The 21888-nt window shown below is 67.6% G+C and carries 24 protein-coding genes, 1 tRNA gene and 2 pseudogenes; 14 read left to right on the top strand and 13 right to left on the bottom strand.

Annotated features, from left to right (window positions below):
• The first annotated feature begins 2 nt into the window (after positions 1-2).
• From nrfD to A5697_RS26900, 7 genes are all read left to right on the top strand, one after another.
• Complete coding sequence (gene nrfD / locus A5697_RS03625; RefSeq protein WP_067943951.1) at positions 3-1088, top strand: NrfD/PsrC family molybdoenzyme membrane anchor subunit; 1086 nt, start codon at positions 3-5, stop codon at positions 1086-1088.
• 45 nt (positions 1089-1133) lie between these two features.
• Positions 1134-2120 carry an LLM class F420-dependent oxidoreductase gene (locus A5697_RS03620; RefSeq protein WP_068008067.1) on the top strand — a complete coding sequence of 329 codons (987 nt, stop codon included), beginning with the start codon at positions 1134-1136 and terminating at the stop codon, positions 2118-2120.
• A gap of 181 nt (positions 2121-2301) precedes the next feature.
• Entirely contained in the window at positions 2302-3231 is a 930-nt protein-coding gene (locus tag A5697_RS03615) for an SRPBCC family protein (protein WP_068008063.1), read from the top strand.
• On the top strand, positions 3228-4400 hold the full coding sequence (locus tag A5697_RS03610) for a zinc-dependent alcohol dehydrogenase (RefSeq protein ID WP_068008059.1): 1173 nt from the start codon (positions 3228-3230) through the stop codon (positions 4398-4400). The genes A5697_RS03615 and A5697_RS03610 overlap by 4 nt, the downstream gene beginning before the upstream one ends.
• Positions 4401-4424: 24 nt before the next feature.
• Complete coding sequence (locus tag A5697_RS03605) at positions 4425-4979, top strand: type 1 glutamine amidotransferase domain-containing protein (protein ID WP_067943960.1); 555 nt, start codon at positions 4425-4427, stop codon at positions 4977-4979.
• Positions 4980-5078: 99 nt separating this feature from the next.
• Positions 5079-5768, top strand: a complete 690-nt coding sequence (locus A5697_RS03600) for a HemK2/MTQ2 family protein methyltransferase (protein ID WP_068008056.1) — start codon at positions 5079-5081, stop codon at positions 5766-5768.
• Positions 5765-6013 carry a CDGSH iron-sulfur domain-containing protein gene (locus A5697_RS26900; protein WP_082953223.1) on the top strand — a complete coding sequence of 83 codons (249 nt, stop codon included), beginning with the start codon at positions 5765-5767 and terminating at the stop codon, positions 6011-6013. Before A5697_RS03600 ends, A5697_RS26900 begins: the two co-directional genes overlap by 4 nt.
• On the opposite strand, the gene A5697_RS03595 is transcribed toward A5697_RS26900, so the two are convergent.
• From A5697_RS03595 to A5697_RS03570, 6 genes are read right to left on the bottom strand one after another with little or no spacing between them, the layout of a single operon-like run.
• On the bottom strand, positions 5961-6980 hold the full coding sequence (locus tag A5697_RS03595; protein WP_068008078.1) for an iron-containing redox enzyme family protein: 1020 nt from the start codon (positions 6978-6980) through the stop codon (positions 5961-5963). The two genes, A5697_RS26900 and A5697_RS03595, sit on opposite strands and share 53 nt — an antisense overlap.
• A 49-nt stretch (positions 6981-7029) precedes the next feature.
• Positions 7030-9246 carry a SpoIIE family protein phosphatase gene (locus A5697_RS03590; protein ID WP_068008053.1) on the bottom strand — a complete coding sequence of 739 codons (2217 nt, stop codon included), beginning with the start codon at positions 9244-9246 and terminating at the stop codon, positions 7030-7032.
• Entirely contained in the window at positions 9243-9869 is a 627-nt protein-coding gene (locus A5697_RS03585; protein ID WP_068008050.1) for a SpoIIE family protein phosphatase, read from the bottom strand. Before A5697_RS03585 ends, A5697_RS03590 begins: the two co-directional genes overlap by 4 nt.
• Positions 9862-10272 (bottom strand): anti-sigma regulatory factor, encoded by a 411-nt coding sequence (locus tag A5697_RS03580; protein WP_067943295.1) that lies wholly within the window; start codon positions 10270-10272, stop codon positions 9862-9864. Before A5697_RS03580 ends, A5697_RS03585 begins: the two co-directional genes overlap by 8 nt.
• Positions 10262-10651 carry an STAS domain-containing protein gene (locus A5697_RS03575; protein ID WP_067206181.1) on the bottom strand — a complete coding sequence of 130 codons (390 nt, stop codon included), beginning with the start codon at positions 10649-10651 and terminating at the stop codon, positions 10262-10264. The genes A5697_RS03580 and A5697_RS03575 overlap by 11 nt, the downstream gene beginning before the upstream one ends.
• A gap of 22 nt (positions 10652-10673) precedes the next feature.
• Positions 10674-11576, bottom strand: a complete 903-nt coding sequence (locus A5697_RS03570) for an STAS domain-containing protein (RefSeq protein WP_067943273.1) — start codon at positions 11574-11576, stop codon at positions 10674-10676.
• A 162-nt stretch (positions 11577-11738) separates the two neighbouring features.
• Between A5697_RS03570 and A5697_RS03565 the strand changes: the two genes are divergently transcribed.
• Positions 11739-12107 (top strand): STAS domain-containing protein, encoded by a 369-nt coding sequence (locus tag A5697_RS03565; protein ID WP_231971968.1) that lies wholly within the window; start codon positions 11739-11741, stop codon positions 12105-12107.
• 182 nt (positions 12108-12289) lie between these two features.
• A complete protein-coding gene (locus A5697_RS03560; RefSeq protein ID WP_067943276.1) occupies positions 12290-12790 on the top strand; it encodes a DUF6328 family protein in 501 nt (166 codons plus the stop codon).
• On the opposite strand, the gene A5697_RS03555 is transcribed toward A5697_RS03560, so the two are convergent.
• A complete protein-coding gene (locus tag A5697_RS03555) occupies positions 12758-13450 on the bottom strand; it encodes an HAD family hydrolase (protein WP_068008048.1) in 693 nt (230 codons plus the stop codon). The two genes, A5697_RS03560 and A5697_RS03555, sit on opposite strands and share 33 nt — an antisense overlap.
• Positions 13451-13622: 172 nt before the next feature.
• Between A5697_RS03555 and A5697_RS03550 the strand changes: the two genes are divergently transcribed.
• From A5697_RS03550 to A5697_RS03540, 3 genes are all read left to right on the top strand, one after another.
• Positions 13623-13940, top strand: a complete 318-nt coding sequence (locus A5697_RS03550) for a hypothetical protein (protein WP_067943280.1) — start codon at positions 13623-13625, stop codon at positions 13938-13940.
• Between the two features lie 84 nt (positions 13941-14024).
• Complete coding sequence (locus A5697_RS03545; protein ID WP_068008045.1) at positions 14025-14315, top strand: hypothetical protein; 291 nt, start codon at positions 14025-14027, stop codon at positions 14313-14315.
• A gap of 75 nt (positions 14316-14390) precedes the next feature.
• Complete coding sequence (locus tag A5697_RS03540; RefSeq protein WP_067943283.1) at positions 14391-14693, top strand: DUF4193 domain-containing protein; 303 nt, start codon at positions 14391-14393, stop codon at positions 14691-14693.
• Positions 14694-14729: 36 nt separating this feature from the next.
• Here A5697_RS03540 and A5697_RS03535 read toward each other — a convergent pair whose 3' ends face one another.
• The 5 genes from A5697_RS03535 to ponA2 all read right to left on the bottom strand — a co-directional run bounded on the left by A5697_RS03535 (position 14730) and on the right by ponA2 (position 20095).
• On the bottom strand, positions 14730-15305 hold the full coding sequence (locus A5697_RS03535; RefSeq protein WP_068008042.1) for a hypothetical protein: 576 nt from the start codon (positions 15303-15305) through the stop codon (positions 14730-14732).
• A gap of 82 nt (positions 15306-15387) precedes the next feature.
• Positions 15388-15461 (bottom strand) — tRNA-Pro (locus A5697_RS03530).
• 61 nt (positions 15462-15522) lie between these two features.
• Positions 15523-16638 (bottom strand): PLP-dependent cysteine synthase family protein, encoded by a 1116-nt coding sequence (locus A5697_RS03525; RefSeq protein ID WP_068008040.1) that lies wholly within the window; start codon positions 16636-16638, stop codon positions 15523-15525.
• The gene (locus tag A5697_RS03520; protein ID WP_068008037.1) at positions 16635-17594 is read right to left on the bottom strand and encodes a metallophosphoesterase; all 960 of its coding nucleotides are present in this window, start codon (positions 17592-17594) and stop codon (positions 16635-16637) included. The genes A5697_RS03525 and A5697_RS03520 overlap by 4 nt, the downstream gene beginning before the upstream one ends.
• A gap of 68 nt (positions 17595-17662) precedes the next feature.
• Positions 17663-20095 (bottom strand): transglycosylase/D,D-transpeptidase PonA2, encoded by a 2433-nt coding sequence (gene ponA2, locus A5697_RS03515; protein ID WP_067943291.1) that lies wholly within the window; start codon positions 20093-20095, stop codon positions 17663-17665.
• Positions 20096-20458: 363 nt separating this feature from the next.
• Here ponA2 and A5697_RS03510 point away from each other — a divergent pair, with 363 nt between their 5' ends.
• Positions 20459-20809 (top strand): WhiB family transcriptional regulator, encoded by a 351-nt coding sequence (locus A5697_RS03510; RefSeq protein WP_067943293.1) that lies wholly within the window; start codon positions 20459-20461, stop codon positions 20807-20809.
• 21 nt (positions 20810-20830) lie between these two features.
• Here the strand turns inward: A5697_RS03510 and A5697_RS03505 are convergent.
• Positions 20831-21589 (bottom strand): annotated as a pseudogene (locus tag A5697_RS03505) (ArsA family ATPase); the annotation flags it as partial.
• An 87-nt stretch (positions 21590-21676) separates the two neighbouring features.
• On the opposite strand from A5697_RS03505, the pseudogene A5697_RS03500 reads away from it, so the two are divergent.
• Positions 21677-21888 (top strand): annotated as a pseudogene (locus A5697_RS03500) (ArsA family ATPase); the annotation flags it as partial.

Genomic DNA, 21888 nt, shown 5'->3' with positions numbered 1-21888 from the left:
CCATGAGCACTTCGGAATACGACAGCCTGCGTCCGCCGGAGCCGACGGGGGGCAAGCGCCGCAGGGGCAAACGGGCGGGCCGCCGGGGCGGGGGCGACGGTGCGCGCGAGATGCCGATGGTCCCGGATGTCGAGTTCAGCTCGTACTACGGGCGCCCGGTGGTCAAGCCCGCGCCCTGGGGACACGAGGTTGCGGCGTATTTGTTTCTGGGTGGCGTCGCGGGCGGGTCCGGCCTGCTGGCGGCGGGTGCGCAGCTCACCGGGCGAGACACCTTGCGCCGCAACGCCAGGCTGTCCGCGTTGGTCGCGGTGATGGTGGGGGCGGTCGCCCTGGTCAAGGACCTGGGCCGGCCCGAGCGTTTCGTGAACATGCTGCGCACGGTCAAGCTCACCTCACCGATGAGCATCGGCTCGTGGATCCTCAGCTTGTTCAGCGCCGGCATCGGGGTGGCCGCGGCGTCCGAGGTCGACCGGATGACCGGTGAGCGAATTCCGTTGGGGCCGTTGCGCCCCGTCCTGCGCGCCGTGGAGGGGCCGGCCGGCTTGGAAGCCGCGGTCTTCGCACCGCCGCTTGCGGTCTACACGGCGGTGCTGCTCACCGACACCGCCACCCCGACGTGGAACGCCGCGTACCGAGACCTGCCGTTCGTGTTCGTCAGCTCGGCGAGCCTGGCCGCATCGGGGTTGGCGATGATCACCACCCCGGTCGCCGAGGCCGGGCCCGCCCGCAGGCTGGCCGTCATCGGCGCGGTCGCCGACCTGATCTCCGCCAGGTTCACCGAGTACCGGATGGACCCGGTGACCAGGGAACCGCTACACGAAGGTCGTCCCGGCCGGCTGCTGGCCTGGAGCGAACGGCTTGCCGCCGCGGGAGGTCTGGGCGCACTGCTCGGCGGACGGCATCGCGGCGTGGCCGCCCTGTCCGGCCTGGCCCTGCTGGCGGCGTCGGCGATGCTGCGGTTCGGCTTCTTCGAGGCGGGGCTGGAGTCGGCCCGCGACCCCCGCTACACGATCGAACCGCAGAAGCGCCGGCTGGCGGCGCGGCGGGCCGCCGGGACCGCCGGCGACTCGATCACCACCGCGGGCTGAGCGCGGCGCGGTTTGCGCGAGGCGGACCGGGGTAAGTATAGGAACATGACGAATTTTGGCTACACTCTGATGACCGAGCAGAGTGGACCCAAAGACCTTGTACGGCAGGCTGTTTCAGCCGAAGAGCGGGGTTTCGACTTTGAGGTGTGCAGCGACCACTTCTCGCCCTGGCTGACCACCCAGGGGCATGCGCCCAACGCCTGGACCGTACTGGGCGCGGTGGCGCACGCCACCGAACGGGTCGACCTCTACACCTACGTGACGTGCCCGACGATGCGCTATCACCCGGCGGTCGTCGCTCAGCAGGCCGCGACTGTGCAGATCCTGTCCGACGGCCGGTTCACCCTGGGCCTGGGCACCGGCGAGAACCTCAACGAGCATGTGATCGGCAAGGGCTGGCCGACCGTCGAACGTCGCCAGGACATGCTGCGCGAAGCCATCAAGATCATCCGCGAGTTGTTCGGTGGCGAGCTGGTGAACTTCACCGGCGACTACTTCCAGGTGGACTCCGCGCGCCTGTGGGACGTGCCCGAGGTTCCGGTCGGCATCGCGGTGGCAATGGGCGGCAGCAAGGCCATCGACAAATTCGGCCGGCTGGCCGACCACTTCGTCGCGGTGGAGCCGGACGGGGAACTCGTCGACGCCTGGCACGCCGCGCGCCAGGCCGCCAACCTGGCGGGCGGCGGACGCGTGGTCGGCCAGATCCCGGTGTGCTGGGACCCCGACCGCGAGACCGCGATCAAACGCGCCCACGAGCAGTTCCGCTGGTTCGCCGGCGGCTGGAAGGTCAACGCCGACCTGCCGACGCCGGCCGGGTTCGCCGGCGCGACCCAATTCGTCCGGCCCGAAGATGTCGCCGACTCCATCCCCTGTGGCCCCGACCTGGACGCGATCGTCGAGGCCGTCCGGCCCTATTGGGAGGCGGGGTTCACCGACGTGGCGCTCGTCCAGGTCGGTGGCCAGTCGCAGGACCTCTTCCTATCCGAAGCCGCCGAGCCTTTGCTTGCGGCACTGCGCGACGCGGCGGGTTAATCCCACGTTTGGGCGGTATCTGCCCGGGTATCCGGCTTCAATCGTGCGCACCCGGTGGGTACGGGTGATGCGGCGCGCGAACACCGGTTGGCGGCGCCGGCCCCCCGAAGATCCGCAAAGCGGCTGTCTGGCAGCAACTTTGCCCTGATTCATATTCGCCGCAAGGCAAGGAGAGTTGACGATGGGCGATCGATCCGCCACCACCACCTCCGTTCTGGTCAAGACACTCAGCGGCGCCAGTTTCGGGCTGGGCCTGAGCGAGCTGATCGCACCCGGAAAAGTTGCTGCCCTTGCGGGGGTTGACGACACCCCGCGGTCACGAAGGGTCATCCGCGCGCTGGGCGCGCGCGAATGCGGCCACGGCGCCGCGCTGGTGGGCGGCCCCGACAAGCTGGTGTGGACCCGGGTGGCAGGCGACGTCCTTGATATGGGCCTGCTGTTGGCCGGGGTGGCCGCCCGCGCTCCCGGACGGCGGCGGCAGGGCACCATTTCGAGCGTCGTGCTCGCCGGCATCGGCGGGCTGGACCTCTACACGGCACTGCGCACGGTCAACCGCGGCGGCCGGCACGTTAACGGCGCCCGGCACCGCATGCTGCGCGCGGCGGTCACCGTGCGGCGCCCGCCCGAAGAGGTGTACCGCTTCTGGCGCGACCTGGAAAACCTGCCCAGCTTCATGAATCACCTGCAATCGGTCACCCCCGGCGCCGACGGACAGTCGCACTGGGTCGCCAACGCCCCGGCCGGACAGTCGGTGCAGTGGGACGCGCAGATCACCGAGGACGACACCAACAGGCGCATCGCGTGGCAGTCGCTGCCCGGCTCGGTCATCGAGAACGGCGGCAGCGTCGAGTTCACGCCCACCGCCACCGGCGACGGCACCGAAGTCCGCGTCAGGATCGGCTATCACATCCCCGGCGGCCTGTTCGGAAAGGCCGCGGCGAGCCTGTTCGGCGAGTCCCCCGAACAGCAAGTGAACGACGACCTCCGCCGTTTCAAGCAGATTCTCGAAACCGGCCAGGTGCTGCGTTCGGACGGATCCCCCGAGGGGACCGCTTCGGCCCGGCAGCTGCACCAGCAGCCCGCTCAACCCAACGAAGGAGCAAGCCAGTGAAAGCCACCGTCTGGGCGGGCCGCAACAGCGTCCAGGTGGAGTCCGTTCCGGACCCCACGATCCTCAACGATCGCGACGCCATCGTGCGCATCACCTCGACGGCGATCTGCGGTTCCGATCTGCACCTCTACGACGGCTACATCCCCACCGTGAAGCACGGCGACGTGCTCGGGCACGAATTCATGGGCGAGGTGGTCGAAGTCGGCAAGGCGGTCAACAACCTGGCCATCGGTGATCGGGTGGTGGTGCCGTTCCCGATCGCGTGTGGCGCATGCTCCGCCTGCCGCCGCGACCTGTACTCCCTGTGCGAGAACTCCAATCCGAACGCCGGCATCGCGGAGAAATTCATGGGCCACTCGCCGGCGGGACTGTTCGGTTACTCGCACATGCTCGGCGGCTTCGCCGGCGGCCAGGCCGAATACGCGCGGGTGCCGTTCGCCGATGTGGGCCCGCTGAAGATCGAAGACGACCTGACCGACGAGCAGGTTCTGTTCCTGTCCGACATCCTCCCGACCGGGTACATGGGTGCGGAGATGTGCAACATCACCCCCGGCGACGTGGTCGCGGTGTGGGGGGCGGGCCCGGTCGGCCTGTTCGCGATCATGAGCGCGTATCTGCTCGGCGCGTCGAAAGTCATTGCCGTCGACCGTGTTCCGTATCGACTCGAACTGGCGAAGCAGATCGGCGCCACGCCGGTCAACTTCGAAGAAACCTCGGTCCTCGAGGAGCTTCGGGACATAACCGCCGGCCGGGGGCCCGACCACTGCATCGACGCCGCCGGCATGGAAGCGCGCAGCGGGTCCGCCCCGGTGGACGCCTATGACCGCGTCAAACAGGCTGCCCGCCTGGAAACCGAACGGCCGCATGCCCTTCGGGAAGCGGCGATGAGTTGCCGCAATGGCGGCACCCTTTCGATCGTCGGGGTGTACGGCGGCCTGATGGACAAGTTCCCGATCGGGGCGGTCATGAACCGATCGCTGACCATCAAGACCGGCCAGTGTCACGTGCATCGCTATATGCGCCCGCTGCTGGACCGGATTCGCAACGGCGACATCGACCCGACCATTGTCGTCAGCCACCACCTGAGCCTCGACCAGGCTCCCCACGGCTACGAAATCTTCAAGAACAAGGAAGACCGCTGCACCAAAGTCATCCTCAATCCGACGTAATCGAAAGGGAGCAGGGGAATAGCCATGGCAAATGAATTGGAAGGCAAGAAAGTCGCGATTCTCGCCGCGGACGGTGTGGAGAAAGTGGAGCTCGAGCAACCTCGTGCGGCGCTCGAAGACGCCGGTGCACAAGTCGAGCTGCTTTCGTTGAAGACCGGAGAAATCCAGGCTCGCAATCACGACCTCGAACCGGCCGGAACCTTCAAAGTCGACCGCGCGGTATCGGACGCGTCGGTCGCCGAATTCGACGGCCTGGTGCTGCCGGGCGGCACCGTGAATCCGGACAAGCTGCGGATGGACGGCACCGCAGTCTCCTTCGTGCGCGACTTCGTCGGCTCCGGAAAGCCGGTTGCGGCGATCTGCCACGGCCCCTGGACGCTGCTGGAAGCCGGTGTGGCAGAGGGCCGCACGCTGACGTCTTATCCGTCCATCCGCACCGATCTGCGCAACGCCGGCGCAAAGGTGGTGGACGAGGAGGTCGTCGTCGACGGCAATTTGATCTCCAGTCGCTCACCGAAGGACCTTCCGGCGTTTTGCGCGACCATTGTCAAGCAATTCGCGCATGCGCCTGCGAGTTAGCCGAGAAATGCCTTTGCGCACTCCGTTTGAACCCATCGGTTTGCGGGCATTACACAGGCCAAGCAGTGATCGCCGCGGCGATCTGTCGAAAGGCCAGAGTTGACCACAACATATCCAGGACCCGCTGTCTCGGCTGCTTCGAACGTATATCAGCCCCAGGATGATTCCCGATTGCTGGTAAACGTGATGCGAGACAGCGCGCTCATTCCGGGCCGGCGCGTTCTCGATCTGTGTACGGGCAGCGGATTCGTGGCGATCGCCGCCGCGGCAATGGGCGGTGCCGATGTGACGGCCTTCGACATCTGCCCGCACGCCGTGGGTTGCTCTCGCGACAACGCGGCCGCCGTCGGCGTGAATGTCGATGTGCGCAAGGGCACCTGGAGCGATGCGCTCGACTGCGCACCGTTCGACGTTGTCGTGTCGAACCCGCCTTACGTGCCGACACCTCCGAACGGCGACACGGAGTACATCAGCCCCAGCGCCGGCCCGTCGTGGGCCTGGAACGCCGGTATCGATGGCCGGATGGTGTTGGATCCGCTGTGCGAAGCGGCGCCCAAGTTGCTGTGCGACGGCGGGTCACTGCTTCTCGTGCACTCGGCACTCGCCGGTGTCCAGCAATCGCTGGATTCCCTGAAGTGGGCGGGCATGGACGCCAAAGTCGTTGCGTCGAAATGGATCACGTTCGGCCCCGTGATGACGGCGCGGGCGAAGTGGCTCGAGAGCGTCGGCCTGATACCCCACGGACGCCGGGAAGAGGAGCTGATCGTGATCCGGGCGGACAAGCGGTGACCACCACCCGGGTCCAGGTGGTTGCGGGCGGGCCGGTCCTGGTGTCCGGCCCGGTGCGCATCGAGATGCCGAACGGGGAGGTCGTCGAGTCCGACCGGTTCATGGTGGCGATCTGCACCTGCCGGCGCAGCGAGAAGTATCCCTTGTGCGACACCAGCCACCGCAGATGCCGGAACCTGGCCAGCCGGACGTCTAGTCCAGTGCCCTCCGCAACGACGACCGACCCTGCTGCCACGACGCCATAACCGCGTCGGCCAAACGGTTTTCGACCGCCGCGTGCGCGCGGATCCCGAACACGACGTCGCGATCGAGGTGCGGCTCTCGCTCGACGAGGTCCCCGACCACGTCTATGCGCACCACGTGCTCGTGTACGGCGTCGGCTTCGACGTGCTCGGCGTAGAACTCGACGCACGCCGAAGGCGCCCCCATCCGCTGCAGGGCCTGCACCATCCGCCGGGATCCGGGCGGGGAGGTGATCTCCGTCGAAGCGAAGTGCCCGATCGCCGCGCCGCGCAACTCGCGGTGCAGCCCGAACAGCGACATCAGATTCACCGCCGCCAAAGCTTCGGCGTTAACCGCGTCCACGTACGCCAGGTACGTCGTGTCCAGATTCGCGGCCGCCATCAGATCGGCGAAGAGCTGCTGGTGTAGCCGGGGACCCTGCCCCGCGCCGTACTCGTCGAATTCGATTGCCACGAAAGCCGCTTTCGCGACACCCATCATTCGCGGGATCGCCCATGCGTGCGGATCGCCCTCTTTGAGGTGATACACGGACCGGTGGACAAAGTACTCGCGCATCTGCTGCCACGTTCCGGTGTCGCGCAGGTAATACGACGGACCCGTGCCGTCGACCGGTTCGACCGAGATGGCGTCCATTTCGGCGGCGGCGGTCTGATCCGGTGCGATGGGCCCGACGTCGCGGCGCACGCCGGCGAGGAAAACGCGTTCGAGCTCGCCGCGCAGTGCCAGCAGCGCCGGATTCCATTCCCAGCCGGGGTCGACGCCGGCGAAGCCGCGGTAGTGCAGCTCGTAGCACATGCACAGCGCCAGGTGCAGATCCAGGCCGTAGGGATCCGAATCGCGCACGGACGCACCGATGCGGGTCAAGTGGTCATGCGACGGCGGTCCGGTCAGCGCGCGACGGACGGCGGTCGACAGCGGCCCGTGTGCCGCCGGCAGGGCGGGTTCGGTGGTGATCGATGCGCGGGTCACGCCCACGACTACCCGCAATCCAGGGGCCACAAACGGTGCGGGGCCACCCCTAGCCGCCCTCGGCCGGCAGCCGGAAGCTGATGTCGGCCGTCGTCCCGGTGGGGGAGCACTCGAGTCCCAGCGCCGTGCTGAGGGCCCGCATCAGTACCAGGCCCCGCCCACCGTTGCCCGGGTCGGCCTCGGGCGCCTTCCACGAGCCCTGGTCGGTGATGCGGGCGCGGATCTCGCCGCCGGCGAGTTCGACGTCGAGCAGCATCGTGCCCAGCGGCTGCCCGGAGTATGCGTGCTCGACACAGTTCGTGCAGGCCTCGTTGATCACCAGCACGATGTCGGCGGCCAATTCGCCCGGCACGTCGGCGGTGCGCAGCCATTCGGCCAACCGATGCCGGATGCCGACCAACCGCCCCGCGCTGGCCTCGGTCTCGATCCGAAGCGGGGACTGCTGGTGCCGGTAGATCACCATCGCCACATCGTCGTCATACCCCGCCACGGGCGCCAGCTCACTCAGTACCGTATCGGCGACAGAGTCCAATGGCAGCGTCGTCGTATTCGCCAGAACCGCGGCGGCGCGGGCCATCCCGTCGTCAATGGACTCGTGTTTGCGCTCGACCAGCCCGTCGGTGAACAGCATCAGGGTGGAGCCGGGCGGCAACACGCGGCTGGTCTGCGGGCGGGGTTCGGTGCGCCGGACCGCGAGCGGCACCGACGCGGCGTCGGTCAACATCACCGGCGTCCGCGGCTCGGACCCGACGAGAACAGCGGGCATGTGGCCGGCGTTGCTGTATTGCAGCACACCGGATTCGGTGTCGAGGATGGCCAGGAAAACGGTGGTGCAGTATGCGTTCGGGATGAGCGATGCCGCCGAGTCGAGCTGCTCGAGTAGCAGCGCGGGCCCGGCCCCGTTGATCAACAGCGCCCGCGCCGAACTGCGTAGCTGGCCCATGACCGCCGCGGCCGGCAGCCCGCGACCCACACAGTCACCGACGACGATGCCGATGCGGTGATCACCGATCGGCAGCACGTCATACCAGTCGCCGCCGATTTCCAGGGGCGGGACGGCGGGCTCGTAACGCACGACGAAGCCCGGCGGCGGTTCCATGGTCGGCAGCAGGGCGCGCTGCAAGGTCAGCGACGTCTCGCGGGCGCTTTCGAATTGCCGGACGTGCTGCATGGCCAGGCTCAGGTGGCCGATGAGGACGGTCACCAGCAGCCGGTCTTCGGCGCTGATCCAGCGCGGCGAGCGCAGCTCCAGCCACAGCGCCAGGTCGCCCGCGCCGGAGAGCACCGCCACCAATCCGTGTGCCTTGCCGGGATTTTCGGGTCGCTCGACCGTTTTGGCGGTCAGCGGCAGCTGGTGACGCGCATCCTCGAAGGTATGGCGCAACCACGGATCCAGCCTGCGCCAGGACGTTTTGGACGTCTCGCCCGCCACTTGGACGGTCGGTTCGCCGTCGCCGGTCGGCCAGGAGATCGCGACCACCCGTTGTACGTCGATCGCCGTGCTGCACTCGTCGAGGGTGATCGAGAGCAGCTCGTCAACGCTTTTGGCCACCGCCACCGCCGTCGCCAACCGCAGCACCGCGCTTTCCCTTGCGGCGAAGGCCCTTTCGGCGGTGATGTCACGGATCGTCCCTACGAAGACGTCTTGCTCGCTGCCGCTGCCCTGAACCGCGTTGATGCTCACCGTCACCCAGACCAGGTGCCCGTCGCGGTGCCGAATCGGTGTCTCGTAAGTGGTGGTGCCGATGCTCTGGACCAGCGACTGCTGTTGGCGGGCGCCCTGTTGGTCGACCAACCACGGGTGCGGCCACCGGTAGGGCAGGCCCTCGGTGGGATAGCCGAGTATTTCGATGAGGGCGCTGTTCATCTCGATCACGGAGCCCTCGTGATCGGCGACGAAGAAACCCTCTTGCAACGAATTGACCAGCGCGGTACGGAATTTGTCGCGGTCGGCCAGTCCCTCGGCCCGGGCGCGCTCGCGAGCGTAGCGGCGGTTGCCGTCCAGGAAGCCGCGCGTCGCGATGTCGAGCGGGACCAGCAGCTGCAACAGGAATTCCAGCGCGATCGGCGCGTCGACCTGGATATCCTGGGTCAGTTCGAGGATCAGCCCGACGTGGCGCTCGATGATCGCGAGCAGGCTGACTTCTTCTTGCAGGGCCCGGCGCCCCAGCTCATAGCCGGCAGCCAGGCTGTCCTCGTCCCGCGCCTGCAGGTAGTTGCGCAACGCCTCGGCGTACTGCGCGTGAAAGTCGTCGTTGTCGCTCATGTCGATGCCCCCCGATGACGGGCGGTCAACACCATGGCATCGTCGGTTTCCTTGGCATCCTTGCCGAGAAGTTCTTCGGCGATGACGACGGCGGTGGCCGAGAAATCGATGTGGTCCAGGTAGTTCTCGGTGATCCCGTCTGTGCTTATCACCAGCAGGTCCCCCGGCCGGATCGAAACCACCTGCGCCGGCCTGATTTCCGGTATCCGGTAGCCGACGATGCCCGCGGTCAGCCGCGCACTGGATCGGACCTGGACGCCGGTCGGGGACTTGGCCAACAGATCGGCGGTAACATTGCCGACGCCCGTCCAGGTCAGCGTGTTGGCGGCGAAGTCCATCCGTGCCAACGTCATCGCCACCCCTCTGGTGCCCTCCAGTACCCGGTGGCAGAGCTGGATCAAGACTTCGAGCCGCTCCGAGCTGGAGCGTTTGACCGCCTCGATGGCGCGCAGCGCAGCGGCTGCGGCATCCGGACCGTGGCCGAGGCCGTCCACCACGCCGAACAGCGCCGCTTCCCGGCCGATGTCGACGGCGAGCCCCCGATCGCCCGAGACGTACTCGCTGGGCAGCGGGCGGCCCGCCCTTGCCCACTCGATCGGACCGAACCGGCCGCTGTCACGCACGGGGAGGGACCCATTTCCACATCTCGACGACCGTTCCCCGGCCGAGCGCGGACTCCACGAGCAACCTGTCCATCAGCCGGCGGGAGCCCGGCAGGCCCATCCCCAATCCGCGGCCGGTCGAGTAGCCGTCCTCCATCGCCCGCTCGATGTCGGCGATGCCCGGCCCCTGATCCTCGGCGCGCACCACCAGAGCCTTGCGGCCGTCCCGGTCGGCCGCGAAGACCCGGACGGTGCCGCGGCCGGCGTAACTGGTGATGTTTCGCGCGATCTCGGAGATCGCCGTCGCGATCATCGTGACGTCGGTGAGGGAGAATCCCAGATCGAGTGCGAGTTGGTGTCCGGCTTTGCGAGCTTCGACTATGTCGTCGGAATTGTCGATGGCGACGACGATATCAGTCGCCACCATCGCGCCCGATCGTCGGTTTCCGCTGCGTCAGTTGACGATTCAGCAGGGCGAGGCCTTCTTCGAGGTCCAGCGCCGTGTTCATGTCGTCGAACGCCAGCCCAAGCTGGACCATCGCGAAGGCCACTTCCGGCTGCAGGCCGACGATCACCGTATCCGCGCCGCGCAGCCGGGTCATGTGCGCAATGGTCCGCAGCGATCGGGCCGCGAACGAGTCCATCACGTCGATGGCGGTGACGTCGACGATGATGCCCTGCGCGCGGAACCGGCTGACGCGCTCCATCAGGTCATAGCGGAGCCGCTCGGCGTCGGAGTCGCTGAGCGCGGCCTGCACCGAGGCGATGAGGATCGCACCCTGTTTCAGGATCGGTACGGGCATGACGCGCTCGTGTTCCTCGTAGCTATCCCGGCTGCTCGCCGGTGCGGGTGACCTCGTAGCCCAGCAGGCGCTCGGCTTCCTCGATGCCGCCCTGCAGGTCGCCGACGGCGTTCATCTTCGACAGGTCCAAGCCGATGGTCACCAGCGTCAGCGCGATTTCGGAGGATAGGCCGGTGATGATGACGCTCGCGCCCATCAGGCCCGACGCGTCGACCGTCTGCACCAGGTGGTTGGCCACCGTGGAGTCGATGGTCGGCACACCGGTGATGTCGATGACCACCACTTTCGCGCGGTTCGCGCGGATGGCTCTCAGCAGCTGCTCGGTGACCTGACGGGCGCGCTGAGAATCGAGCACACCGATGATCGGCAGAATCAGCAACTGCTCGCGCACCTGCAGCACCGGCGTCGACAGCTCGCGGATGGCCTCCTGCTGCTGGCGGATGATGCGCTCGCGTTCCTGCACGAAGCTGACCGCCACGGTGTTGGCGATGCGGTTGGCCGCCGGTTCGTAGGCGTCCAGAACCCGATTGAGCATCTCGAATTCGGTCTGGTACTTCTCGAACAACGAGCGCGCGAGCACGTCACGCAGCAACAACACGATGCCGACGACCTCGTCCGTTTCCACGCCCCGCGGAATGATGCGCTCGGACAGGTCGCGCGCGTAGGCCTGCAGCGCCTCGACGCTACCGGTCTCGAGCACCTCCACGTAGTTGTCGTAGACGGCGGTCGCCTCGGAGAACAGCTCCTCCGGCGTCATCGCGGTGAGCAGTTCGGCCTCGGTGATCCTGCGTGCCCACTCCTCGCGCAGCACGGTGCGGTTCTGCCGCAGGTGCTGGACGAGTTGCGGCAGCAGGCCCTCGCTGGAAATGGTGGCCGCCTGCGCGGTGGCGCCCGCGCCGCTGAACTCCGCCGGCGAATCTGACATGTTGCCTCCCGAGTGCCGGTCCGGGCCCCGCTATGTGCAGGCTCGATTTTGCGAGACTAGCCTGGGTTGTCGCGGGGCAGGTGTTGAGGGCATATTCTTCTCGCAGTTCGCAACGCAGGCTAGGCTTGCAGCACACCTGAAGCCCAGGACAAAGGATCGCCATTGTCAGCTCCTGATTCGATTACCACGCTGGTTGAGGACCACGATGGAGTGTCCGTGGTCAGTGTCAGCGGCGAAATCGATCTGGTCACGGCGCCGGCCCTGGAACAGGCCATTGGCGCGGTTGTCGCGGAGAGTCCAACGGCACTGGTCATCGACCTCTCCGCGGTGGAGTTCCTCGGTTCGGTCGGTCTGAAGATCCTGGCGGCGACGTACGAGAAGCTGGGCACGGCGACGGGGTACGGGGTGGTTGCGCGCGGCCCGGCGACCAGGCGGCCGATTCACCTGACCGGGCTGGACAGGACGTTCCCGCTGTACCCGACGCTGGACGACGCGTTGACCGCGGTGCGGGACGACAACATCAGCCGGTAATTGCCGCTGCGCGCGATTGCGCGACAACGTTTTTGACGAAGTGTCGCCGTCCCGACGCGATATGCGATTACCAAATTGGCGGGCGCCGAAATCAATTCACTTCCCGAAAGCGGATAACGAATTTCGCGACCCTTCGCCGTGAAACAGCGCTGACGCATCCGACAGGTGCGATGATCACGGCTATGGACGTCGATAATCCGCAAGACGACCAGCGGTGGGACAGCCACGAGCGTGGCGAAACCGAAATCCAACGGCTGGACCGCAATTGGAACAGCCTGCTGCAGGAGCTGCGCGTCGTGCAGACGGGTGTGCAGCTGCTCACCGGTTTCCTGCTGACCCTGCCGTTCCAGCAACGTTTCGACGTTCTCGCCCCGGTCCTGCGCGACGCCTATCTCGCGACGGTGGGGTGCTCGGTGGGCGCGACAGTGCTGCTGATCGCGCCGGTCGGCATGCACCGGATGCTCTTCCGGCGCCATCGTCTCCAGGTGCTGGTGTCCGCCGCGCACCGCTGCGCGTACGCCGGGCTGGCGCTGCTCGGCCTCGCGCTGACCGGAGTGACGACCATCGTGTTCGCCGCGGTGGCCGGCCGCAGCCCGGCCCTGATCGCGGGAGCGTGTGCGCTGACGCTGTTCACGTTGTTCTGGTGGCTGCTACCGATTCTGCTCCGCACCCGCGGCATGTAGTGCGAGTTCGGCGATGCGGGTCGAGTCCAGATGGTCGAGCAGGTCTTGTGGATCGGCGAAGACCGGTGCCGAGCCCGCCGCCTGCAGCTCCTCGCGCGCGATGCCGCCGCTGAGCAGACCGATGCAGGGCAACCCGGCGCCCGCCGCGGCGTGCGCGTCCCACACGGCATCCCCGACGAACACCGCATGTTCGGCATCCACCCCGGCCCGATCCAGCGCGACCTGAACGATGCCGGGTGCGGGCTTGGCGGTGTCGACGTCCTGCGACGACGTCGTTTCGGAGATGACGTCGTCGCAGTCGAGGACCTTGCGCAAGATCTCCAGCTCGTCGTCGGGTGCCGAGGTGGCCAGCACGACCTGGAGCCCCAGTTCGGCGACGCGGTGCAGCAGCGCGCGGGCACCGGGTAGCGGCGCGAGCAGCGGGGTGTTCTCCCGGTAGTAGCGGCTGTGTCCGTCGCTCAGCCGCTCCTGGACCTCGTCCGGGGCGTCGTTGGAAAGCGTTCGCACCAGCGTCGAGCCGTCCATGCCGATGCACCGGTGGATTTGCCAGGCGGTCACGGGCAGGCCTTCGGTGTCGAAGGCGCGCAGCCACGCGTGGACGTGAAGATAGTTGGAGTCGACCAGGCTTCCGTCGACGTCGAACAAAACGGCGGGTTTCATCTGCGCGGCATACCCAGGCCCGGGCCGGCTGACACCCCGTCGTTTGGGTTCGGGGGCGGCGGGTAACCGCGAAGCGTGATCCGCGGCTCGTTAGCCGCCGGGTCGGCCGGCGGCCCGAACGGCTGCCGCCTGCCGCACGAATCACCCTGTTACCCAGACTTTCTCACGAGGAGTGACGTTGAATCACCACAAGGCCGACCCGGTCGATCACCAGCGGACCGCCCGCCAGCACGCCGGCGAAACCGTCACATACGGCGCGAACGCGCCCGGCCTGGCCGGCTCAGCCGTCGCTGTGGTCGCCCTGATCGTCGGTCTGTTCGCGCTGGCCACCCGGCATTTCGCGGCGGGCTTGACGGCCGTGATCCTTGCCGCCTTGCTCGGAGCGGCGAGCGCGGTCTGGTTGCTGCGCACGCACCGACGGGTGCGCGTCGCCGAACTCGCTTGGCACGCCGCGCATTCCGATGAGCCCGCCCCGCCGCCGACCAGTTGACCGCTGTGAGCTAACGAACACCGGACAGCGCGAATCCGCCCGCCGAGACGTTTAATCGCGACCATGACGGGGTAAAAGCCGATCATGGTCGCGCCCGTTTCGTTACGAGCAGCAAACTACTCGGTCGGGTACGAGCGTGAATTCCCCATGCTCGGCCTCGCTGCCGTGGCGGTCTGGGCCGTAAGTCTGGCAATCGGGCTGTTCGAGCTGCTGGTAGGGCACGAGGGCGCGGCGATCGTCGCGCTGATCGTGTCGGTCGTCGCGCCGTGGTTGGGCCTGGCCCTCGCGCATTACCCCTCGATCGCCAGGCGGCTGAGGCGGCTCAATGTCCGGCGGCGTGACTTTTTCGGACCGGTCGGTGTAACTCGCGCCTGAATGGGGTACTGCCTGCGCCACGGGTGAGTACAGGAAAGTGCGTCAACCCGGGCTCATCAGCAGGAAGGAACTGCCATGCCGACCGCGAGTGACTACGACGCACGCCGAGTCTCGGACACCGAAACTCAGGACAAGTCCCCGATAGGCGAGCTTGCCCCGACCTTGCAGGGATCCGCCACCACGGTGGTCGACGAGGATCCCAACGACGTGCATTTCTTCGAGCTTCCCGGCGCCGACCTGTCCGGCGAGGAACTGTCGGTGACGGTGATTCCTCAGCGTTCCGACGAGTTCATGTGCTCGAGCTGTTTTCTGGTGCAGCACCGCAGCCGGTTGCACAGCTCGAACGGGGACATGTCCATCTGCGCCGACTGCGCCTGACACCGCCGGGGTTGAATCGTTGGCGCACAACCTCTTTCAGGACTGCGCCCACTCGCGCTGACACACGGCGCAATGCCGGGTGACCATCGCCCAGTCCGGCTCGCTCTTGACGGGTTCGCGGATCAGGTGCGCGGATACGTCGCCACAGCCGGGGCAGGTGCAGATGGCGCGGTAGGGCTCGACGGGCTGGTCTCCCATCAGCCGCAGGTTTTCCGCCCGCGAGAACGGCACGATCGCCAGCGGTTCGGGGCGTGGAGCGGGGTGCGGGTTGTCGAACCACAACAGGCCGCAGGTCACGGTCGCCACCGCTGTGAAGACGGCCAGGATCATCGTCGGGATGTCCCACGGCCAGTTCGGCGGGAGGGGCGTCACCACGAGAACCACCAGCACGGCGGAGATCACCGCGCCGATGATGGTGCCGGGTTTGGCGAATCGGTAGCCACCGACGTTCAGCGCTTCCCACGCCCGGATCTCCTGCTGTCGCCGTGCGACCTCCGCCAGGGTGGGGTGGCCCGGGCTGCGGGCCGGCGCCGGGGAATCAGCAAATTCGGTGACCTGTGGGCTGACCCCGCGTTGCTCGCCCTGCCCGGGCGGCGGGTTTACCAGCGCCATGCGGGCAGAGCTTAACGGCAAAGCGGCGACGCCGCAGCGTTGAACTCGGCGTCTTGCTGTCACGCCAGCTAATACAACTGGGTCGGGGTGGCGGGATTTGAACCCACGGCCTCTTCGTCCCGAACGAAGCGCGCTACCAAGCTGCGCCACACCCCGCTTGAAGCTCCGACAGCCTATCGCACCGCCCCATCGGCTGGCCAAACCGCGGCGTGGCGGCTTATTGCCACACGCAGGACCGCTCGAATTGCGCCAGTGCCTCGGCGGGACCGCTCGGATCGAGTCCCTGCGCGCTGACCCACTCGTCGCTGAAGTAGGTGTCGTGGTAGCGGTCCCCGCTGTCGGCGATCAGCGTGACCACCGAACCGCTGCGCCCCTGTGCCACCAGCTCCGCGAGCAGGCCGAAGGCGCCCCACAGGTTGGTGCCCGTCGACGGCCCCACGCGGCGCCCCAGGACGGCGCTCACGTGGCGGGCGGCGGCGATGGACGCCGCGTCCGGCACCGACACCATGCGGTCGACCACTCCGGGCAGGAACGACGGCTCGACCCGCGGCCGGCCGATGCCCTCGATCCGAGACGAGGTGGGCATCAAGACGTCGTCGCGGTCGTCGGCGTAGGCGGGAAAAAACGCGGAATTTTCCGGGTCCACGACGCAGAGCCGGGTCGCGTGCCGGCGGTAGCGGATGTAGCGGCCGATCGTCGCGCTGGTGCCGCCGGTGCCCGCGCCGACCACGATCCATTCCGGGATGGGATGCGTCTCCTCGGCCATCTGCTCGAAGATCGACTCGGCGATGTTGTTGTTGCCCCGCCAGTCGGTGGCGCGTTCGGCGTTGGTGAACTGGTCCAGGTAATGCCCGCCGGTGTCGCGGGCGACGCGCTCGGCCTCGGCGTACACCTCAGCAGAGTTCTGCACGAAATGGCAACGGCCGCCCTGTGCTTCGATCAGCGCCACCTTGGCCGAGCTGGTGGATGCCGGCATCACGGCGACGAACGGCAGGCCCAGCAGGGCCGCGAAATACGCCTCCGACACCGCCGTCGAACCCGACGAGGCCTCGACCACCGTGGTGCCCTCGTCGATCCAGCCATTGCAGAGCGCATACAGGAACAGGGAGCGTGCCAGCCGGTGCTTGAGGCTGCCGGTGATGTGCGTGGTCTCGTCTTTGAGGTACAGCGCCACCTGAGCGCCGGGGCCGTCCGAGCCCCATGCCGACGGCAGCGGGTAGCGCAGCAGGTGGGTGTCGGCGCTGCGCCGGGCGTCGGCCTGGATCAGCCGGACCGCGTTGTCCGTCCAGCACCGCGAGCGGCTGCGAACCGCAATCCGGGTCCGCTCGGTCAACGCACCGAAACTGTTGGCTGCGAACGGGTTAGGTCGCTGGCCGAATCGCGGCCGCCCATCGGGGTGGCGATCAACGTCAGCAGGGTGGCCTCGGGCCGGCAGCAGAAGCGCACCGGCGCGAACGGTGAGGTGCCGATGCCGGCGGAGACGTGCAGCTGCATGTTCGCGCCCCACCGCGACGGTCCCTTCGCCCGGGTCCGGTCCAGGCCGCAGTTGGTCACCAGGGCGCCGTAGAGCGGCAGGCAGACCTGGCCACCGTGGGTGTGTCCGGCCATCACCAGTTGGTAGCCGTCGGCGGCGAAGCGGTCCAGCACCCGGGGCTCGGGGGAGTGCACCAGCCCCAGCCGCAGGTTTGCGGCCGGGCTGGCCGGGCCCGCGATCGTCTCGTAGCGGTCCCGGTCGATGTGCGGGTCGTCGACGCCGGCGGCGGCGACGTGCAGGCTGGCCACCTCGAACTCGCGCCGCGTGTGGGTGAGGTCGAGCCAGCCGCGCTCGGTGAAGGCCGCCCGCAGGTCCTGCCAGGGCAGCGGCTCACCGTAGATCCGGTGCGACGGGTTGGTCAGATAGTTCAGCGGGTTCTTCAGCCGCGGGCCGAAGTAGTCGTTGCTGCCGAACACGAAGACGCCCGGCCGCGACAGCAGATCGCCGAGGGCCTGCACCACCGCGGGCACCGCCTTGGGGTGGGCCAGGTTGTCGCCGGTGTTGACCACCAGGTCGGGTTCCCAGTTGCTCAGCTCGCGCAGCCAAGCCTGTTTGCGGCGCTGGTTGGGCAGCATGTGCAGATCGCTGATGTGCAGCACCCGCAGCGGCGTGGAACCCGGCGCCAAGACGGGCATGGTTATCTCGCGCAGGACGAAGGCGTTGCGCTCGACGACGGCGGCGTAACCGATGCCGGCGACGGCCGAACCGAGTGCGGCGGCACCGGCGCGTATCAGCGTGGGCAAAACATCAGCCATGCTGGCAGCCTACTGCCGGTTGCGCTTTGGCAACGCATACCTTGCGCCACAGCACCGAAGATGGTCGCCTACGGGGGCGGCTGCCCCGGCGCGGGCGGCGGCGGCGGTGCGAGCAGTGGGATGGTGATCGGCGGCAGACCCGGGATCTCCACCACCTGCGACCCGACCGGCGGCGGCCCGCCCTCGGGCGGCGGCGGCGGAGCCGGCGGGATGCCGTTGCTGACCTGGATCGTGATGATCGACCCCGGGATCGTTGCGCCGCTCGGCGTGGTTCCGACCACCTCGCCCTGCTTGGCGGTGCTGTTGACGAAGTTGTTCTGGTCGGCGACCTGGAAGCCGGCCTCCTTGAGGCGGGAACGGGCCGCGTCGATGTCCAGGCCGGCGACGCTCGGCACCCGCGACCCGGGCGACCCGTCGACGTACCGGGGATCGGTCGGCGGCAACTGCACGGGCCCGAAATTGGTGGCGATCGGCTTCATCGCCGTGAACCAGGTGCGGGCCGGCTCGTTACCGCCGTAGAGGTCGCCCTCGCCGCAATGGCGCAGCGGCGACGAACACAGGTCCGTCGGCGTCGTGGAGTCGTCGTAGATGTAGTTCGCCGCGGCGTAGTGGTTGGTGAATCCCACGAAGCCGGAGGATCGGTGCGCCTCGGTGGTGCCCGTCTTACCGGACATCGGCAGCGTCCAGCCCGCCGCACCGGCGGAGCCGGAGGCCGTGCCACCGCCCACCGCGTCCTTGCTCATCGCGTTGGCCAGGGTGTTCGCCAGGCCCTCCGGCACCACCTGATCGCAGGTCTCGGTGGTCACCGCGACCTCGTTCCCGTGCCGGTCGATCAGCTTGTCGATCGGGTTCGGCGGGCACCACGTGCCGCCCGAGGCCAGCGTGGCGGCGACGTTGGACAGCTCGAGCGCGTTCACCTCGATGGGACCCAGGGTGAACGAGCCGATGTTCTGCCGTTTGACGAAGTCGGCCAGGCTCTCGTTGCTGTCGGGGTTGTAGTCGCGGGCGGTGCCGGGATCAGCGTAGGAGCGCAGGCCCAACTTGATCGCCATGTCCACCGTGCGGGTCACCCCGACCTGCTGAATCAGCTTGGCGAACGCGGTGTTCGGCGAGGTGGCCAGCGCCTCGGTCACGTTCATCGACCCGCGGTAGTTGCCGGCGTTGACCACGCACCAGGTGTCCTTGGGGCAGCCCTTGGCCCCGCCGCTACCCATGCCCTTGGCCTGGAATCGCCCCGGCACCTCGAGCGTGGCGTTGATGCCCATGCCCATGTCCAGGGCGGCGGCCGTCGTGAAGATCTTGAAAACCGATCCCGCGCCGTCACCGACGAGCGAGAACGGCTGCGGTCGCATGGTTTCCCCGGCATCGAGGTTCAGGCCGTAGGTGCGGTTGCTCGCCATCGCCATCACCTTGTGCGACGTCTTGCCGGGCTGAATCACGCTCATCACGCTGGAGATGCCGGGCAGCGTCGGGCTGGCGAACTGGTCGATGGCAGCCTTGACCGGGATCTGCACGTCCGGGTCCAGCGTGGTGCGGATCAGGTAGCCGCCGCGGGCCACCTGTTCTTTGCTGATGCCGGCGCGGGACAGATACTCCTGGACGTAGTCGCAGAAGAAGGCGCGATCGCCGGCCGCGATGCAGCCCCGCGGCAACTCGTTGGGCTGCGGCAGCACACCCAGCGGGGTGGCCTTCGCGGCGCGCAGCGCGTCGGCCTCCTGGGGAATGTTTTCGATCATGGTGTCCAGCACCAGATTTCGCCGCGCCAACGCACCATCGGGGTTTGTGTAGGGGTTCAGCGCGCTGGTCGACTGCACCATGCCCGCCAGCAGCGCCGCCTGTTGCCAGTTCAGGTCCGAGGCGTTGATGCCGAAGTAGGTCTGGGCCGCGTCCTGCACGCCGAATGAACCGTTGCCGAAGGACACCAGGTTCAGGTAGCGGGTCAGGATCTCGGGCTTGGTGAAGGTCTTGTCCAGCGTGAGCGCCATCCGGATCTCGCGCAGCTTGCGGGCGGGGGTGGTTTCCACGGCGGCGCGCTTCTCCGCGTCGGTCTTCGCCGTCACCAGCAACTGGTAGTTCTTGATGTACTGCTGTTCGATGGTCGAACCGCCACGGGTGTCGACGTCGCCGCGCGCGTAGCCCGCCAGCCCGGTCAGCGTGCCCTTCCAGTCCACCCCGTTGTGATCGGCGAACCGCTTGTCCTCGATGGACACGATCGCCAGCTTCATCGTGTTGGCGATCTTGTCGCTGGGCACCTCGAAGCGGCGCTGGGAGTACAGCCAGGCGATGGTGTTGCCCTTCGCGTCGACCATCGTCGACACCGCGGGCACCTCACCCTCGAGAAGTTGGGCCGAGCCGTTGGCGACGACTTCGGACGCCCGGTTGGACACCAGTCCCAATCCGCCCGCGAACGGAAACATCAGTGCCGTGGCAACGACGCCGGCCAGCAAGCAGTACCCGGCAAGCTTCAAAATCGTGAGAAGGGCCGGGGGGCGGTCTGACATGGCTACTACAGTAGCGGCCTCCAGTCACGCCACCACGCTGCGAGTTCACCCACTTTTTGCCCCCGTCATTGACCAGCGCTTTACCGCCGCGAGTGCGATAAAATTTGCGCGTGCGTCAGTGGGCGGACCCCGGCGCACGTGTGCAAGATCACTTCGATCGCCTACCCTTTTGAGACGAGACGGGACGGCCGTCCCAAAAAAAGCGTTATCGGACTGTTGCGCAATTGGCAGCTGACCACCTAACTTAGACACACGGTGAGATTCAGGTAACACCGATGTACACAGTGTGGCGTAGATCGCAGGTGTGGATCTGCACCCCAGGAGGGCGGTCGTGAGAGCGGCCGGTAGGGAAGGGAACAGTTCGTGTCAGGAACACGGCCTGCGGCGCGTAGGACAAACATTGCGGCCGCACAAGGGGTACTCCGCAGCGTTGATGCCGAAGAACGGATCGCCTGGGTTTCCAAAGCACTGTGCCGAACCACGGACCCGGACGAGCTCTTCGTTCGAGGGGCCGCCCAACGCAAGGCCGCCGTCATCTGCCGCCACTGCCCGGTTATGCAGGAGTGCGGGGCGGACGCGCTGGACAACAAAGTCGAGTTCGGCGTCTGGGGTGGCATGACCGAGCGTCAGCGTCGGGCCCTGCTCAAGCAGCACCCGGAAGTGGTGTCCTGGTCGGACTTCTTCGACAAGAGGAGAACCCGCAGCGTCGGCTGACCCAGCGGCCCGACCGGGCACCTAGCGCAGGGGCCCTTGGGCTGCGGGGCGGGCCGCGTCGTCACCGTCCGAGGTGATCTGATCGGCGAGCGCGCGCAGCGCTTCGAGGTCCGAGACGTCGAACGGCAGCGAGGGAACGCCGATCACCGGCACGTGCGGGTTGGCGCCGGTGAACCGCGACAGCAACCTGATCTCCCGCTTGGCGGTCTGCGCGCGGTCGGCATGAATCCTGAGCACCGCCGCGGCCAGCGAGGCCGCCTCCGAATCCGGCTCGGCCGCCAACGTTTCGGTTCCGTCGATCGCCCGCTCGGCGGGCAACGAGCACAACGTCGGGTGAGTGCGGTTCAACACCAGCCCGGCGAGCGGCATGCCTTCGGTGGACAGCCGGTCGACGAAGAACGAGGCCTCGCGCAGCGCGTCGGGTTCGGCCGCCGACACCACCACGAACTGCGTGCCGCGCCTCTTCAGCAGCGCGTAAGTGCGATCCGCCTTCTCCCGGAAACCGCCGAAGGTGGCGTCCAGCGATTGCACGAAAGCCGCCGCGTCGCTCAGCATCTGTGAACCGAGCACAGTGGACATCGCCTTCATCGCCAAACCCATTGCGCCGGTGACCAATCGGCCTATGCCGCGGCCGGGCGCGAGCAACAGCCGCCACAGCCGGCTGTCCATGAAGCTGCCCAACCGTTTCGGCGCGTCCAGGAAGTCCAGCGCGTTGCGCGACGGCGGGGTGTCCACCACCACCAGGTCCCAACGATCCTCGGCCAGTAGCTGGCCCAGGCACTGGGGGTGAACGACCTCGGCAACACCCCGCAGCGGGTGCCCCTGGCGCCTGAGGTTCGCGGCGAGTTGCACGCGATGATGCTCGACATGCGCCGCACGTTCGACGAAATGGTGGTCCAGTACTCCGGAAACGGCCGGGCGCAAGCGATTCTGGACAACCAGTTCTATCAGACGGTCGCCAGCTCGCTGGCCGGCACGCAGGAATACATGGCGATGGAGAAGCTGGGCCAGCTACTGGCCGAGGATCGTTGGGACCTGGTGGTGGTGGACACCCCGCCGTCGCGCAACGCGCTGGACTT

Origin of the sequence: Mycobacterium sp. E3251 (genome assembly GCF_001666835.1) — a bacterium.
GTDB lineage: Bacteria > Actinomycetota > Actinomycetes > Mycobacteriales > Mycobacteriaceae > Mycobacterium.
The sequence above is the reverse complement of the archived record's forward strand: the minus strand, read 5'-3'. Positions and strand labels throughout refer to the sequence as shown.

Coding starts and splice junctions, on each gene's coding strand:
- ponA2 (WP_067943291.1), bottom strand. CDS start 20,095: ATGTCAGACCGCCCCCCGGCCCTTCTCACGATTTTGAAGCTTGCCGGG.
- A5697_RS03615 (WP_068008063.1), top strand. CDS start 2,302: ATGGGCGATCGATCCGCCACCACCACCTCCGTTCTGGTCAAGACACTC.
- A5697_RS03590 (WP_068008053.1), bottom strand. CDS start 9,246: ATGAGCGACAACGACGACTTTCACGCGCAGTACGCCGAGGCGTTGCGC.
- nrfD (WP_067943951.1), top strand. CDS start 3: ATGAGCACTTCGGAATACGACAGCCTGCGTCCGCCGGAGCCGACGGGG.
- A5697_RS03620 (WP_068008067.1), top strand. CDS start 1,134: ATGACGAATTTTGGCTACACTCTGATGACCGAGCAGAGTGGACCCAAA.
- A5697_RS03555 (WP_068008048.1), bottom strand. CDS start 13,450: ATGAAACCCGCCGTTTTGTTCGACGTCGACGGAAGCCTGGTCGACTCC.
- A5697_RS03545 (WP_068008045.1), top strand. CDS start 14,025: ATGGTCGCGCCCGTTTCGTTACGAGCAGCAAACTACTCGGTCGGGTAC.
- A5697_RS03575 (WP_067206181.1), bottom strand. CDS start 10,651: ATGCCCGTACCGATCCTGAAACAGGGTGCGATCCTCATCGCCTCGGTG.
- A5697_RS03520 (WP_068008037.1), bottom strand. CDS start 17,594: ATGGCTGATGTTTTGCCCACGCTGATACGCGCCGGTGCCGCCGCACTC.
- A5697_RS03605 (WP_067943960.1), top strand. CDS start 4,425: ATGGCAAATGAATTGGAAGGCAAGAAAGTCGCGATTCTCGCCGCGGAC.
- A5697_RS03540 (WP_067943283.1), top strand. CDS start 14,391: ATGCCGACCGCGAGTGACTACGACGCACGCCGAGTCTCGGACACCGAA.
- A5697_RS03535 (WP_068008042.1), bottom strand. CDS start 15,305: ATGGCGCTGGTAAACCCGCCGCCCGGGCAGGGCGAGCAACGCGGGGTC.
- A5697_RS03560 (WP_067943276.1), top strand. CDS start 12,290: ATGGACGTCGATAATCCGCAAGACGACCAGCGGTGGGACAGCCACGAG.
- A5697_RS03570 (WP_067943273.1), bottom strand. CDS start 11,576: ATGTCAGATTCGCCGGCGGAGTTCAGCGGCGCGGGCGCCACCGCGCAG.